General features: G+C 66.0%; 13 protein-coding genes and 1 tRNA gene. 6 read left to right on the plus strand and 8 right to left on the minus strand.

The window, feature by feature from the left end; all coding sequences use genetic code 11:
• Nucleotides 1-5 precede the first annotated feature (5 nt).
• From soxX to AC731_RS00155, 5 genes are all read left to right on the plus strand, one after another.
• Entirely contained in the window at nucleotides 6-605 is a 600-nt protein-coding gene (gene soxX, locus AC731_RS00135) for a sulfur oxidation c-type cytochrome SoxX (RefSeq protein WP_048708568.1), read from the plus strand.
• Nucleotides 606-728: 123 nt separating this feature from the next.
• The gene (soxB, locus tag AC731_RS00140; protein WP_048708569.1) at nucleotides 729-2,453 is read left to right on the plus strand and encodes a thiosulfohydrolase SoxB; all 1,725 of its coding nucleotides are present in this window, start codon (nucleotides 729-731) and stop codon (nucleotides 2,451-2,453) included.
• A 214-nt stretch (nucleotides 2,454-2,667) separates the two neighbouring features.
• Nucleotides 2,668-2,922 (plus strand): DUF4212 domain-containing protein, encoded by a 255-nt coding sequence (locus tag AC731_RS00145; protein WP_004258774.1) that lies wholly within the window; start codon nucleotides 2,668-2,670, stop codon nucleotides 2,920-2,922.
• A gap of 13 nt (nucleotides 2,923-2,935) precedes the next feature.
• Nucleotides 2,936-4,792, plus strand: a complete 1,857-nt coding sequence (locus tag AC731_RS00150; RefSeq protein WP_048708571.1) for a sodium:solute symporter family protein — start codon at nucleotides 2,936-2,938, stop codon at nucleotides 4,790-4,792.
• Nucleotides 4,793-4,938: 146 nt separating this feature from the next.
• On the plus strand, nucleotides 4,939-5,325 hold the full coding sequence (locus AC731_RS00155) for a hypothetical protein (protein ID WP_048708572.1): 387 nt from the start codon (nucleotides 4,939-4,941) through the stop codon (nucleotides 5,323-5,325).
• A gap of 33 nt (nucleotides 5,326-5,358) precedes the next feature.
• Here the strand turns inward: AC731_RS00155 and AC731_RS00160 are convergent, their stop codons facing one another.
• The 8 genes from AC731_RS00160 to AC731_RS00195 form a co-directional block, all read right to left on the minus strand.
• Nucleotides 5,359-5,625 (minus strand): DUF4212 domain-containing protein, encoded by a 267-nt coding sequence (locus AC731_RS00160; RefSeq protein ID WP_004258766.1) that lies wholly within the window; start codon nucleotides 5,623-5,625, stop codon nucleotides 5,359-5,361.
• A 44-nt stretch (nucleotides 5,626-5,669) separates the two neighbouring features.
• The gene (gene fusA / locus AC731_RS00165; RefSeq protein WP_048708574.1) at nucleotides 5,670-7,721 is read right to left on the minus strand and encodes an elongation factor G; all 2,052 of its coding nucleotides are present in this window, start codon (nucleotides 7,719-7,721) and stop codon (nucleotides 5,670-5,672) included.
• 101 nt (nucleotides 7,722-7,822) lie between these two features.
• Nucleotides 7,823-9,448 carry an MFS transporter gene (locus AC731_RS00170; RefSeq protein WP_048708575.1) on the minus strand — a complete coding sequence of 542 codons (1,626 nt, stop codon included), beginning with the start codon at nucleotides 9,446-9,448 and terminating at the stop codon, nucleotides 7,823-7,825.
• Nucleotides 9,449-9,509: 61 nt separating this feature from the next.
• Nucleotides 9,510-10,244, minus strand: coding sequence for an LrgB family protein (locus AC731_RS00175; protein WP_004258750.1), 735 nt, complete (start codon nucleotides 10,242-10,244; stop codon nucleotides 9,510-9,512).
• Nucleotides 10,241-10,603: a CidA/LrgA family protein gene (locus tag AC731_RS00180; protein WP_048708576.1), complete on the minus strand. Its 363-nt coding sequence runs from the start codon at nucleotides 10,601-10,603 to the stop codon at nucleotides 10,241-10,243. Before AC731_RS00180 ends, AC731_RS00175 begins: the two co-directional genes overlap by 4 nt.
• 42 nt (nucleotides 10,604-10,645) lie before the next feature.
• A complete protein-coding gene (locus AC731_RS00185) occupies nucleotides 10,646-11,587 on the minus strand; it encodes a nucleoside recognition family protein (protein WP_048708578.1) in 942 nt (313 codons plus the stop codon).
• A 109-nt stretch (nucleotides 11,588-11,696) separates the two neighbouring features.
• On the minus strand, nucleotides 11,697-12,647 hold the full coding sequence (locus AC731_RS00190; protein WP_048708579.1) for a DMT family transporter: 951 nt from the start codon (nucleotides 12,645-12,647) through the stop codon (nucleotides 11,697-11,699).
• Nucleotides 12,648-12,651: 4 nt separating this feature from the next.
• On the minus strand, nucleotides 12,652-13,434 hold the full coding sequence (locus AC731_RS00195; protein WP_004258737.1) for a sulfite exporter TauE/SafE family protein: 783 nt from the start codon (nucleotides 13,432-13,434) through the stop codon (nucleotides 12,652-12,654).
• A 342-nt stretch (nucleotides 13,435-13,776) separates the two neighbouring features.
• Here AC731_RS00195 and AC731_RS00200 point away from each other — a divergent pair.
• A tRNA-Thr gene (locus AC731_RS00200) sits at nucleotides 13,777-13,852 on the plus strand.
• Nucleotides 13,853-13,916: the final 64 nt, after the last annotated feature.

Here is a 13,916-nt window from a genome sequence, read left to right on the forward strand (position 1 = left end):
ACAACATGAAGAAGCTGTTCATTGCTGCGCCGCTGGCGCTGTGTGCATCGGTCGCCATCGCCGACGATCTGCAGGCGAAGGTCGAGGAGATGATGCTGAAGTCGTTCAAGGCCAACGGCATCGCCAGTCTCGATCGCCAGAAGCAGGACGCCGTGCAGAAGGCCTGCTCGAGCCCGACGCAGCCTGATGCCGAGACCATGAAGCGGCTCGAGGCGGCCGAGATGGCCACGATCCAGTGGCCGAGCGACGGCAACTACACGGGAGGCAACTGGAAGGAAGGGCAGAAGATCGCGGCCAGCGGTCGCGGCCTGACCTGGACCGACAAGACGCCCGACAACAATGGTGGCGGCTGCTACAACTGCCACGCGATGGACCCCAAGGAAGTCTCGGAGGGCACCATCGGACCCAGCCTCGAAGGCTACGCCAAGCTGCGCGGCAACTCGGAAGAGGTCGTGAAGTACACCTGGGGCAAGCTGTGGAACTCCAAGGCCTACAACGCGTGCAGCGACATGCCGCGCAACGGCTATGGCGGCATCCTCACCGAGGTCCAGATTCGCCACGTGATGGCCTACCTGTTCGACCCGGCTTCGCCGGTCAATCAGTAAGCGCCGCTCGCGAGCGCTACGGAGCAGGGCCCGCGGCCTCGGCCCCGGGCCCTTTTTTTGCCTCAAGCAAGGCGCGCACCAAGGCATGCGCGGCTCGCTCGATATAGTCAAAGGGAATGACCCATGTCGATGAATCGTCGTGAATTCATGCAGATGCTGGCGGTTGCTGCAGCCGGCGGCATGACGCTGCATTCAAGCTTCGCGCGTGCCGAAAAGGCCGCCGAGGCGCTGTACGACATGCCGAAGTTCGGCAACGTCAGCCTGTTGCACATGACCGACTGTCATGCGCAGCTGCTGCCGATCTACTTCCGTGAGCCCAACGTCAACCTGGGCGTGGGCGGCATGGTGGGGAACGCGCCGCACATCGTCGGCGAGCGCTTCCTGAAGCACTTCGGCATCAAGCCGGGCAGCATCGAGGCCCATGCCTTCACCTATCTCGACTTCGTCGAGGCGGCGAAGACCTACGGCAAGGTCGGCGGTTTCGCCCACCTGTCCACGCTTGTCAAGAAGATGAAGGCCAGCCGTCCGGGCGCGCTGCTGCTCGACGGCGGCGATACCTGGCAGGGCTCGGGCACCGCGCTGTGGACCAACGCCCAGGACATGGTCGACGCCTGCAAGCTGCTCGGTGTGGATGTGATGACCCTGCACTGGGAGTCGAGCTATGGCGCGGACCGCGTCAAGGAGATCGAGGAAAAGGACTTCGCGGGCCAGATCGACATCGTTGCCCAGAACGTGAAGACCACGGACTTCGAGGATCCGGTCTTCAAGCCCTACGTCATCAAGAACATCAACGGTGTGCCGGTGGCCATCGTCGGACAGGCCTTCCCCTATACGCCGATCGCCAACCCGCGCTGGCAGACGCCGGACTGGAGCTTCGGCATCCAGGAGCAGGGCATGCAGGAGGCGGTGAACGCGGCCCGGGCCGAGGGGGCGCAGGTCGTGGTCGTGCTGTCGCACAACGGCATGGATGTGGACCTCAAGCTCGCCAGCCGCGTCACCGGCATCGACGCGATCTTCGGCGGCCATACGCACGACGGCATGCCGGCGCCGACCGTGGTCGAGAACGCCGGCGGCAAGACGCTGGTCACCAATGCCGGTTCCAACGGCAAGTTCCTCGGCGTCATGGACTTCGACGTCAAGAACGGAAAGGTGGTCGATTTCCGCTACAAGCTGCTGCCGGTGCTCGCCAACCTGTTGCCGGCCGACCCCGAGATGGCGGCCTTCATCGACAAGACCCGCGCACCCTTCCTCGAGAAACTCACCGAGAAGCTCGCCGTCACCGAAGGCCTGCTGTATCGCCGCGGCAACTTCAACGGCTCGTGGGACCAGCTCATCGTCGATGCGCTGATCGCCGAGAAGGACGCGGAACTGGCATTCTCGCCCGGCTTCCGCTGGGGCACCTCGTTGCTGCCGGGCGACACGATCACGATGGAGCACCTGCTCGACCAGACCGCGATCACCTACCCCTGGACCACGCTCACCGAGATGAGCGGCGAGATGATCAAGACCGTGCTCGAGGACGTGGCCGACAACCTGTTCAACCCCGACCCCTACTACCAGCAGGGTGGCGACATGGTGCGTGTGGGCGGCCTGCAGTACACCTGCGACCCGACCGCGACGATGGGCAAGCGCATCGACAACATGATGCTCAAGGGCAAGCGCATCGAGCCGGGCAAGACCTACAAGGTTGCCGGCTGGGCGCCGGTGTCGGAGGAGGCGAAGGATTCCGGTCCCGCCGTGTGGGACGTGGTCGCCAACTACCTGCGCAGCCAGAAGGTGGTGACCCAGCGCGCGCTGAACCTGCCGACCCTCAAGGGCATGGACGGCAACCCGGGTGTCGCTGTCTGACGCGGCTCCAACCGTCCGTCAGTGCCCTGCCAGCGCCCCGCCAGGCTTCATGCCGGCGGGGCGCTGGCGTTTACCGCATGGCATTCAGGGAACGTTAAGCGTTGTAAGCAATAAGTAAGTTCGATCGACCTATAATCCGCGTGCAGTCATAGGAGTCGGCTGCTCCTGGCCGGTTTCGCAGCGAAGCAAGCAAAACTTTTAAAGAGGAGACGTGATGGAACACAACGGCAAGACGTACTGGGGAACGGTACTAAGCCTGCTGACCAAGATCCTGATCATCTGGTTCCTGGTCTCGTTCGGCGCAGGCATTCTGTTCGCACCAGCACTCAACAGCATCTCGTTGGGTGGCTACCCGCTCGGTTTCTGGTTCGCTCACCAGGGATCGATCTACATCTTCATCGCGCTGATCTTCTACTACGCGAAGAAGATGGGTGACATCGACCGTCAGTTCGACGTTCACGAAGAATAATCAGGGGAGACACATGGATCTTCAAACAATCACCTACCTGGTGGTCGGCGCGTCCTTCGCGCTGTACATCGGCATCGCCATCTGGGCGCGTGCCGGCAGCACCAGCGAGTTCTATGCCGCGGGCGGCAGCGTCCACCCGATCACCAACGGCATGGCCACCGCAGCGGACTGGATGTCCGCTGCATCCTTCATCTCCATGGCGGGCCTCATCGCCAACATGGGTTACGGCGGCGGCCTGTTCCTGATGGGCTGGACCGGCGGCTACGTTCTGCTGGCGATGCTGCTGGCCCCGTACCTGCGCAAGTTCGGCAAGTTCACCGTGCCGCAGTTCATCGGCGACCGCTTCTATTCGAAGACGGCCTCCACGGTGGCGGTGGTCTGCCTGCTGACCGCATCGCTGACCTACATCATCGGCCAGATGACCGGCGTCGGCGTGGCGTTCTCGCGCTTCCTCGGCGTGTCGAGCGACACCGGTATCTACATCGGTATGGCGATCGTGTTCATGTACGCGGTGTTCGGCGGCATGAAGGGCATCACCTACACCCAGGTTGCGCAGTACATCGTGCTGATCGCCGCCTACCTGGTGCCGGCCTTCTTCATCTCGCTGCAGCTCACCGGCAACCCGCTGCCGCAGCTGGGTCTGGGTTCCAACATGATTGGCACCGACGCCTCGCTGCTGAGCAAGCTCGACCTGGTGGTCAAGGACCTGGGCTTCGACCAGTACACCACCTCGCTGCCGGGCAGCACGCTCAACTACTTCGTCTACACCATGTCGTTGATGATCGGTACCGCGGGCCTGCCGCACGTCATCATGCGATTCTTCACCGTGCCGACGGTGAAGGATGCGCGTAGCTCGGCGGGTTGGGCACTGGTCTTCATCGCCCTGCTGTACACCACGGCCCCGGCCGTTGGTGCCATGGCCAAGCTGAATCTGCACGCCACGGTCAACAACGCGGTCGGTCTTGAGACCACAGCTTCTGGCAACCTTGTCGTCAACCCGGAGAAGGTCAAGGCCAACGCTGACCTTTACGCACCTGAAGCCAGCCTGACGTACGAGCAGCGCCCGGAGTGGATGAAGCGCTGGGAAAAGACCGGCCTGCTGAAGTTCGAGGACAAGAACGGCGACGGCCGCATCCAGTACTACAACGACAAGACCAAGAACGCCGATGCCAAGGCCAAGGCCGACGCGGCAGGCTGGAAGGGCAACGAGCTGACGGTGAACGCCGACATCATGGTGATGGCGAACCCCGAAATCGCGCTGCTGCCCAACTGGGTGATCGCGCTGGTTGCTGCGGGTGGTCTGGCTGCCGCGCTGTCGACGGCTGCCGGCCTGCTGATGGCGATCTCGTCGGCGGTGTCGCATGACCTGGTGAAGGGCATCTTCAACCCGAACATCAGCGAGAAGAACGAGCTGATGGCAGGCAAGGTCTCGATGGCCGTGGCGATCGTAATTGCGGGCTGGCTCGGCCTGAACCCGCCGGGCTTCGCGGCCGGTACGGTTGCGCTCGCCTTCGGTATCGCGGCCTCCTCGCTGTTCCCGGCGATCATGATGGGCATCTTCTCCAAGAAGATGAACAAGGAAGGCGCGATCGCGGGCATGCTGTCCGGCCTGTTCGTGACCCTGTTCTACGTGTTCGCACACAAGGGCATCTTCTTCGTGAAGGGCACGGAGTTCGTCGATCTGATCGGCGGTCCGAACAGCTTCTTCGGCATCACGCCGGAGGCTTTCGGTGCGGTCGGTGCCGTGGTCAACTTCATCATCGCCTTCGTTGTCGACAAGGTCACGAAGGAGCCGCCGGAGCATATCCAGCACATGGTCGAAGCCGTGCGCATCCCGCGCGGCTCGAAGGCTGTGGAAGGCGCCCACTGATCCGGGCATGCAGTAAGTGCGGTACGGCACCCCCGGGCGCCGTACCGAAGAAGGACCCCGCTCGCTTCGCTGGCGGGGTCTTTTGTTTTGTGGCACCTTGCGCGCCTGCCGCTCGAGCGGTGTTTTGCGCCCCGATGGAGTAGCTCATGGTTTTCGATGTCAGCGTTGCCCTCAACTGGATCCTCTTCCTCGCCCTGTTCCCGATCGCGTTCTTCTGGCTCAGAAGGGCATGGCGCATCATGGTCAAGCGCGACTTTTCCGAGGTGGCGCTCAAGCGCGGCGAATCGCCCCAGAACCCAGCCCGCTATGCGCCCTTTGCCGCCGCGATCAACCTGATCGGGGGCGGGATCGTCGTGTTCGTGATCTTCGGCATCCTGACGGCCCGCTTCGATTTCGAGACCTGGAGTGCGATCGCCGGATCGACGATCTGGATGAAGTTCATCTTCGACTTCATCCTCAGCCGGCAGGCGCATCCGATGGTGCTGAAGAAGCGCAACAAGCAGGAAAACGCCGCGGGGGATGCGGGCAAGTAGGCGCTGGCGCGAGCGTGGTCGGCGCGAGGCCGGTCAGTGGCGCTCGCCCACGCCGTAGCGTTTGTCCAGGCGGTTCATCGTGATCACGTAGACAATGATGATCACGAGGTACACCACCAGCGCCCCTTGGGCGAAGATGTAGAAACCGAGCGGGAAGCCCAGAAAGGTGACGGCATTAAGCTCGTCCGCGAAGTAGGCGGCGACGAAGGTGACGCCGAACCACACCGAGAGGAGCCCGAGAGTCAGCAGCAGGGTACGGCGCCAGTAGGCGCGTTGTGCAGCGGTCAGTGGTGTCGCCATGTCATGGGTGTCCCGTCGGGCAAGCCGACGGGACCGTCTGTAGTTCAGGACGCGCCGTTGCCGTTTTCCCCGTGGGCTCGCACGAGTTGCGCCTGGGTTTCGGCCGGGGCCGGTTCATAGCCACCGGCGTTGAGCATGAACTCGCTCTCGCCCGCGCAGATCGCCTTCAGCCTGCTTTCGAATCCATCCAGGCTTGCCATCGGTACGCGTGCCGAGATCAGAGTCCAGCCCGCGGTCGGGCTGTCGGTGCTGGTGAGGCGGCCGCGACGTCCGGCAAGCTCGGCGCTGACGTCGCCGAACAGGGTGTCGGCGACTTTCACCTGCACATCGAGCAGGGGCTCGAGCACCTGCGGACGGGCCGCCAGCACGGCTTCGACCAAGGCATGGCGCGCAGCGGTGACGAAGGATACCTCGTTCGAGTCGACCGCGTGATGCTTGCCGTCGGTGACGACCACGCGCAGGTCCTGCAGCGGGAAGCCGGCGAAGGCGCCTTCAGCTAGTGCCTGGCGCACCCCCTTTTCCACCGCAGGCATGAAGTTGGTCGGAATTGCCCCGCCCTTGACCTCATCGGCCAGTTCGATGCCCGTGCCGCGCTCGAGCGGCTCGACCCGCAGTGCCACCTCCCCGAACTGGCCGGCGCCGCCGCTCTGCTTCTTGTGGCGGTAGCGTGCCTCGGCAACGATGGTGATCGTCTCGCGGTAGGGGATGCTTGGCGGCGCGGTGTCGAGTTGCAGGTTCCATCGCGACGACAACTCGTCGAGCACGATCTTCAGGTGCTGCTCGCCAAGGCCGCGTACCACCGTGCGGCGGTTGCGATGGTCGAAGGTCACTTCGAGGCAGGGGTCCTCCTCGATCAGCCGTGCCAGGGCTTCGGACAGCTTCTGCTCGTCGGCCGGCTTGCGCGTCATCAGCGCCAGACCGTACACCGGCTGGGGGTAGGGCGTGGGCGCGAGGTGGAAGAAGTCCTCGTCGTGCGAATCGTGCAGCACGGCGTCGCGCATGAGTTCGTCGATGCGTGCCACCGCGCACAGGTCGCCCGGTACGGCCAGCGGCGTCTCGACCGCCGTCTTGCCCTGCATGCGCAGCAGGTGCGCCACCTTGAAGGCCTTGCGGCCGTCGCCGATGAAGAGCTGCGAGTTCGGGGTGACGCTGCCCTGATGGACGCGGAACAGACCCAGCTTGCCGCGGTAGGGGTCGTTGGCGATCTGGAAGACGTGGGCGACGACATGGCGATCGGGTGCAAGCGCGACTGCGACCGCTTCGGCCGCCGCGCCTTCGCCCTTCAGGAACGCAGGTGGGTTGCCTTCGGTGGGGTCGGGCGCGAGCTTGCCGAGGATGTCGAGCAATTCGCGGATGCCGGCGCCGCTGCGCGCGGAGACGAAGCACACCGGTATGAGATGGCCCTCGCGCAGGGCCTGCTCGAACGGGGCGTGCAGTTGCTCGGGGTCGAGCGATTCCCCCTGTTCGAGATACTTCGCCATCAGGTCCTCGTCCAGTTCGACGATCTGGTCGACGATGGCGTCGTGCGCTGCGCCGACGCTGGAGAACGCCGTGGTTGCCTCGTTCTGTGGCGCGAAGAAGCAGTCGATGACGCGGCTGCCGTTGGCTGCAGGGAGGTTGATCGGCAGGCATTCGCGGCCGAACTCGGCGACGATGGCGTCCATCAGCGAACCGAAGTCCACCCCGTTGGCGTCGATCTTGTTGACTACGATCATGCGGCACTTGGCGCCAGCCGCCTGCATCATGCGGCGCGCCACGCTTTCGACCCCGGCAGCGGCGTTGATGACGACGACTGCGGTATCGACCGCGGGCAGTGCGACCAGCGCGCGACCTGCGAGGTCGGGGAGACCCGGGGTGTCGAGCAGGTTGATCCAGTGGCCGGCCCATTCCAGATGCACCAGGGCCGCGTGCAGCGAGTGGCCCATCGCCTTTTCCTGCGGGTCGAAGTCCGACACGGTGTCGCCGCGTTCGACGCTGCCCGCGGCGCCAATCTCGCCCGCAGCCGCGAGCAGGGATTCGACGAGGGTGGTCTTGCCGCTGCCGGCATGGCCGAACAGTGCCAGGTTGCGGATGTCGTGAACCGAGCTGGGTGTCATCTTGCGCCTCCCGTCTTGTGGAATGGGCTCAAGTTTCCGCCTGCTGCGCCCGCATGGCAATGCGGCAGATCAACTCGATCGCGCCTGTGCCGCCGGGGCGCTCAGGCGCTGCGCAGGCGGGCGATGCGGGTCAGCAGGATCGCAGCCAGCGGGAGCAGCAGGCCGAGCAGGGTCACCGTGAGCAGCAGTGCGCCGAGTTCGCTGTAGTCCGCGGGCGTGGTGATCGCCCCGGTGGCGGCATCCTTGATCTCGCGCGCGACCGTGTAGAGCTGGTTCAGGTACTTGGTGCCGAGCTGCGAAGCCGACAGCGCGAGGTTGGTGAAGGACGCCATCACGGCGAAGAAGGTCGCCTTGAGATGGGGTGGCGCGGAGTTGGCGATCCAGGCCAGCATCGGCACCATCGACACCTGGCCGAGCGGGGATTCGAGCGCAGTGTTGGCGATGGCGATGAAGCGTGCATCGACCACGCCGCCGGTGTACGCGGCCGTCCATTCGTGCAGGCCGTGGAACATGCCGAGGATGGGCAGCGACAGCAGCGTCGAGGCGATGGTGAGGAAGATCACGATGTCGGCGATCGACTTCTCGGCCATGAAGCGGCGGAACAGGAACAGGCCGGCCAGCGTCAGCGTGCTGGTGATGAGATCCAGCCGCGACAGGAAGCTCTGGTCGAAGCCGAGCTCGTCGATCATCCACCAGCTCGCGCCGGCACCCGGACCGGGCAGGGCGCGGAAGGCGAAGATGATGATGACGGTGCCGAGCAGGGTGCGCGCGGCCTCGGGTGAAAGCTCGCGCAGCAGGCGGCTGATCATGAAGCCGATGATCGCGAACGAGGCCGCGAAGATGACTTCCTGCCCGTATGTGAAGCCGGACAGGCCGATGCCGATCGTCAGCGCCACGAACACCGCGCTGCCGCCGAGGATCCACCAGTTGGGCGGCGTCTTCTCGTCCGGTGCGTGCAACAGGCGATCGATTTCGGCGTGGCTGCGCCCGAGGTCGGCGAGCCGCTTTGCCTCCCGCCGCTTGAGGAAGCCGGCGAGCAGTACGCCGCTGACCGACAGCAGCGGGATGACCAGCGCAAGCTCGTAGATCCGCAGGTAGATCGCAATCTTGTCCGCCTCGGGCAGGGTCTCGGAGCCCTGGAACATGGCCACGTTGGCCAGCGAAACCAGCACCGTGCCGCCGATGATGGCGACGCGGCCGAGCATTTGCATGGTGGTGTGCATCAGGCGGATGGCCTCGGGCGGGATCGGTTCGCCGCGCACGTCGAGCCGCGGCACCGCTTCCACCGTCATGGCGTCGGCCACCGCGTCCTGCATGACGTAGCCGACCGGCGACAGCAGCACCGACAGCACGAACCAGGCTTCGATCGGCATCACCGCGCGCATTGCGTCCGGGCTGCCGATGAGGCCGATCATGATCAGCAGGCCGGCGGCGATCAGCGAAGCGCCGAGATAGACCAGCCCCGCCTTGTACCGCCACATCAGGTCCACCAGATGGCCGATCGGCATCTTCAGCGCCCACGGAATGCCGGCCCAGAAGCCGAGCGCGGCGAGGAAAGCCGCGGACAGGCCGAGGTAGTCCTTGACGAAGAAGGTGCCGACGATGCCGGTCAGCCCCGATACGCCCGCTGCGCAATACACCATCAGCGGCGGCAGGTAGGACAGCCGCATCTCGCGGCCGAGTTCGAGGATGTTGCGGTCGATCCAGCGGTGAAGGGCAGTCAGCACGCGTGCGTCCTCGGCATCGTTGGGTTGCGGGCCCGGCTGGCCGCTGCGGCCGAGCGGGCGCTCAGTGGCCGAACAGGCGCTCGAGCCAGGGCATGATCCATGGCAGGGACAGCGCGGTGAGCAGTCCGTTCAGCCCCATCGCCAGGGCCGCAAAGGCCCCGGCCTGCTCGCTGACCTGGAAGGCGCGCGCCGTGCCGATGCCGTGGGAGGCCAGGCCGATGGCGAAGCCGCGGATGGCATGGTCGCCGATGCGCAGCCAGCGGTACAGGTAGGGCGCACCGATGGCGCCGAGCACGCCGGTCAGCATCACCAGGGCGGCGGCCAGCGCCGGCAGGCCGCCGAGCGGTTCGGCCACGGCCATTGCGATCGGCATGGTAACGCTCTTGGGCGCGAGCGACATCAGCGACGGATGGCTGGCGCCGAGCAGCGCGCCGATGCCATAGGCCGACAGCGCCGCGGTCAGCGAGCCCACAAGCAGGGCGATCATCAGCGGGCCCGCCATCGCCTTGAGCTTGGGCCACTGCGCATAGAGCGGGATCGCCAGAGCCACCGTTGCCGGGCCGAGCAGGAAATGCACGAACTGTGCACCATCGAAGTAGGTGCGATAGTCCATGTCGCCCAGCGCGAGCACGGTTGCCACCATGGCAATGGCCAGCATCACCGGGTTGGCGAGCGGATGGAAGCCGGCGCGCTTGTACAGCCAGAACGCCGCCTGGTAGGCCACCAGCGTCAGCGTCAGGCCAAGCAGTGGCGAGGTCGACAGGTAGACCCAGAGCTCCGTCAGGCGTGGGGTCATGACCGGGCCTCTTCGCGGGGCCTGCGTCGTTTGACCAGTGCATTGAGCACCAGCGCGGTGACGACGATGGCGAGGAAGGTGCTGCCTAAGAGCGCAGCGGCCAGTGGCAGCCATTCGGCCGCGATCAGTTCGCCGTACAGCACGATGCCGGTGCCGGCAGGAATGAACAGCAAGGACAGGTGCTGCAGCAGGTTGCCGGCGGTCTGGCGCAGGTTGTCGCTCGGCCCGCCGCGCAGCAGCAGGGCGAGGAACAGCAGCGCCATGCCGATCACCGGGCCGGGCACCGGCAGGCCAAGCCCGCGTGCGATGACTTCGCCAGCGAGCTGGAACACGAGCAGCAGGGTCAGGGCAGCGATCATGGCATCAGCGAGGTAACGAGGAGGGGCGCAGCTTAACAGGGCTCAGGCCGGCAGCAGCACATGGCCGGCAGTGCGCAGCGCGATGCCGACGATCGCACCCAGTGCGGCGGGTTTCCACACCGTCGCCACCCGCGGCCCGGCGGAAATCAGCACGGCCACACCCGCGACATCCAGCGGGTGGATCAGGAAGCCGGCGCTGGCGTTGAGCGTGCTCACGCTGGTGACGCCGGATTTCAGCATCTCGTCCATCACCCCCATCATCGCGGTGCCGCCCGCGATGCACTTGGTCAGGGTCAGCAGGATCAGTGCGGGATCGATGCCGAGGAAATTCAGCAGCGGCGTCAGCGCGCCGGTCAGGGCGTCGATGCTGCCGGTTGCGCGCAGCGCCATCACCGCCACGAGCGCGAGCACCAGCATCGGGATCGCGCCGACGGAGATCTTGAAAGCCTCGGCGCCCGCACGGTTGATCACGTCGAGCACGCCCTTGGGATCTTCGGCGACGCGGTGGTGCAGGGTTTCGTCGAGCCGGGCCTCGGCGGCCGACAGGTGCCGACCGAAACCGTGGTAGGTCACCGCCGCCGCAGCGATGCCGCCGACAAGTGACAGCAGCAGCACCGGGCCGAAGGACAGGCCCATTGCCGCCATCGGAAAGGTGACGTTGGCCTGCGCCATCGCCATCACCATTGCCAGCGTGGCGGCGAGGTGGCGGTCGGAGGCGCCGCGGCTCTCCATCATCGTCAGCGTCGCCATTGGCGCGGCGAAGCTGACGAAGTTGATCTGCAGCGCGGCAAAGACGCCCAGTCCGGTCAGGCCTGCCGGGCGCAGCAGCGGGGCGAGGCGGGCAACGACCCAGTCGAGCACGCCGCGCGCCTCGAGCATGCGCATCAGCGACAGCATGACCACCATGATCGGCAGCAGCACGAATAGCGAGAGCTCCACGGCGGAGCGGCCGGCCTGGAGAATGATCTGGGTCAGGAGGTCCATGGTGCGGGGGCGGTGTGCGTCGTGCTGCGCTGCAGTATCGGGCGTTCGATGATACGGGCTGCGTGCGTCATGGTCGACGTGGCGGGTCGAGGCGGTCCGCGCTGAGGGCTCAGCCTTCGTTGCCGCGGAACACGCGCACGCCGAAGCTGACCCCGGCCACCAGCAGCACGATACCCGCGGCTTCGGCTGGCGTCGGCCAGCGCTGATACCAGATGAAGGCGTAGAGCAGGGCGGCCAGCGTCTCGAACACGATCAACTGGCCGACCAGCGCGGCGGGCAACAGGTGGCTGGCCGTGTTCCACAGCAGGGTGCCCAGCCAGGACGCCGCGAGGCCGAGCAGCACACACATGCCGACGAACAGCAGTGGCTGCGGGCCGAGCGGCCAGGCGAAGGCGCTGCCGGGCGTGATCGCGTCCCAGGCAGCGTAAGCGATGCCCGCGAGCACGGCGACCGGCAGGGTGGCCAGGCCCTGCGCCGTGGCCCACGCGCGCGACAGGCCGGGGCCGCGCGCGCGCAGCCAGCGGCTGTTGCGAATGGGGTACCAGGTCCAGCAGGCGAGCGCGAGTACGGCGAACGCCAGCCCCAATGCCTGGTCGCCGGGCTGTGCGGCGCCGGGCTGGTTGCTGCTGTCGCCATGCACGACCAGCAGGCCGGCCAGGATCAGCACCAGCGGCAGGGCCAGGCGCGACCAGCGCACCGCGTCCTCGCCGCCGTTGCGACGGTCGATGAGGTTGGCGCAGACGGCGATCACCACCGGCAGGGTGCCGATGATCAGGGTCGGCAGCGGGGCACCGGCGAGCTGGATCGCGCTGGCCAGCGTGGCGTAATAGAGCAGGTTGCCGATCAGGGCGAGCTTGGCGGCCTCGATCCAGTCGGCGCGGTCGAGTTGCGCCAGCGCGCGGCGGTCGAACCAGGCGAGGCCGAGCGCGAGCAGGCCGAACGCAAGGTAGCGGCCCACCGCCAGCATGAAGCCGGGGTAGTCGCCGAGCACCAGTGGGGTGAGGAAGACCAGTCCCCACAGCAGGCCGGCACCGAGCGCCGCGACGAGACCGGCCAGCATGGCCTCAGAGCGTCTTGCCGAAGTAGTAGATCGTCAGCACGCCGCCGACGCCGATGATGAAGCGGCGCAGCCAGATCGCCGGCACCTTGCGCGCCACGGCTGCGCCCCAGTAGCCGCCGATGGTCGCGGTCACGATCATCACCAGGGTGTGCGGCCACGACACCGCGTTGGCGATCACGAAGGTGGCGACCGCGACGCTGTAGATGACGGCCGACAGCCAGTTCTTCAGCGCGTTGATCTCGTGGACGTCCTTGAAACCCTGGATCGCGAGCGCAGCGATCATCAGGATGCCCATGCCGGCGCCGAAGAAGCCGCCGTAGATCGAGACCACGAGCTGGAACACGAAACCGCCCGGGCCGATGTGGCGTTCGTCCGCACCCGAGGGGGTGGGCTTCCAGCGCTTCACCAGCGCGGAGATCTGGGCGCTGAAGGCGAACAGCACGGTGGCGACGAGCAGCAGCCAGGGGATCAGCTTCGAGAACGCGGCGTTCGAGGTTGCCAGCAGCAGCAGGCCGCCGGCAATGCCGCCGATGAAGGCGACGATCGACAGCATCGGCAGGCTTTTCGAGAAGCGCTTGAGTTCGCGGCGGAACGCCCACGCGCCGGCAAGGCTTCCCGGCCACAAGGCGACCGAGTTGCTGGCATTGGCGACGACCGGCGGTACACCGACCGCGAGCAGGGCAGGGAAGGAGAAGAAGGTGCCACCACCCGCCACCGAATTGACCGCGCCGGCCGCAAATGCAGCGACGCCTATGAGGGCGATGGAAAATAGATCGAGGCCTGCCATGAGGGGCGAACGAGGGAAGCGAGCTGGGAAGTTCGGGGGTGGCCGATGGCGCGCATCGGTACCGCGGTGTGGCGCGGCTGCCGGGGGTGATCCCCCGGCGTCGCGTTCTGATTGGAGCCTGTCTCCTCCGCCCCGAATTGGTGCGAAGTGTAGTGCAGCATTCCCAGAAAATGAATATGGATGGAAAAGTTTTTTTGTGATTGGGGGCCGGCGTGTGCGGGTTCGGTGCACCCGCGAGTCGAGGTGCCGGCAACGGCGGATCGCACGGGCGCCTGCGCGCGCGGAAATGGCGTCGGCAATGGTTGAACACCCAGCGGCGATGGGTTATAGTGCGCGCCCTCAGCCGGCATAGCTCAGTTGGTAGAGCAGCGCATTCGTAATGCGAAGGTCGGGGGTTCGACTCCTCTTGCCGGCACCAGCTTCAAACAGAAAGGTCAGTCCTCAGGGGCTGGCCTTTTTGCTTTACGGGCTGCATGCGTGGT

The sequence above is a fragment of the Thauera humireducens genome (assembly GCF_001051995.2).
GTDB lineage: Bacteria > Pseudomonadota > Gammaproteobacteria > Burkholderiales > Rhodocyclaceae > Thauera > Thauera humireducens.

Bases quoted from the DNA above. Each gene is read 5' to 3' on its own strand.
- soxX (WP_048708568.1), top strand. From the start codon at position 6: ATGAAGAAGCTGTTCATTGCTGCGCCGCTGGCGCTGTGTGCATCGGTC.
- soxB (WP_048708569.1), top strand. From the start codon at position 729: ATGTCGATGAATCGTCGTGAATTCATGCAGATGCTGGCGGTTGCTGCA.
- AC731_RS00145 (WP_004258774.1), top strand. From the start codon at position 2,668: ATGGAACACAACGGCAAGACGTACTGGGGAACGGTACTAAGCCTGCTG.
- AC731_RS00150 (WP_048708571.1), top strand. From the start codon at position 2,936: ATGGATCTTCAAACAATCACCTACCTGGTGGTCGGCGCGTCCTTCGCG.
- AC731_RS00155 (WP_048708572.1), top strand. From the start codon at position 4,939: ATGGTTTTCGATGTCAGCGTTGCCCTCAACTGGATCCTCTTCCTCGCC.
- AC731_RS00160 (WP_004258766.1), bottom strand. From the start codon at position 5,625: ATGGCGACACCACTGACCGCTGCACAACGCGCCTACTGGCGCCGTACC.
- fusA (WP_048708574.1), bottom strand. From the start codon at position 7,721: ATGACACCCAGCTCGGTTCACGACATCCGCAACCTGGCACTGTTCGGC.
- AC731_RS00175 (WP_004258750.1), bottom strand. From the start codon at position 10,244: ATGACCCCACGCCTGACGGAGCTCTGGGTCTACCTGTCGACCTCGCCA.
- AC731_RS00180 (WP_048708576.1), bottom strand. From the start codon at position 10,603: ATGATCGCTGCCCTGACCCTGCTGCTCGTGTTCCAGCTCGCTGGCGAA.
- AC731_RS00185 (WP_048708578.1), bottom strand. From the start codon at position 11,587: ATGGACCTCCTGACCCAGATCATTCTCCAGGCCGGCCGCTCCGCCGTG.
- AC731_RS00190 (WP_048708579.1), bottom strand. From the start codon at position 12,647: ATGCTGGCCGGTCTCGTCGCGGCGCTCGGTGCCGGCCTGCTGTGGGGA.
- AC731_RS00195 (WP_004258737.1), bottom strand. From the start codon at position 13,434: ATGGCAGGCCTCGATCTATTTTCCATCGCCCTCATAGGCGTCGCTGCA.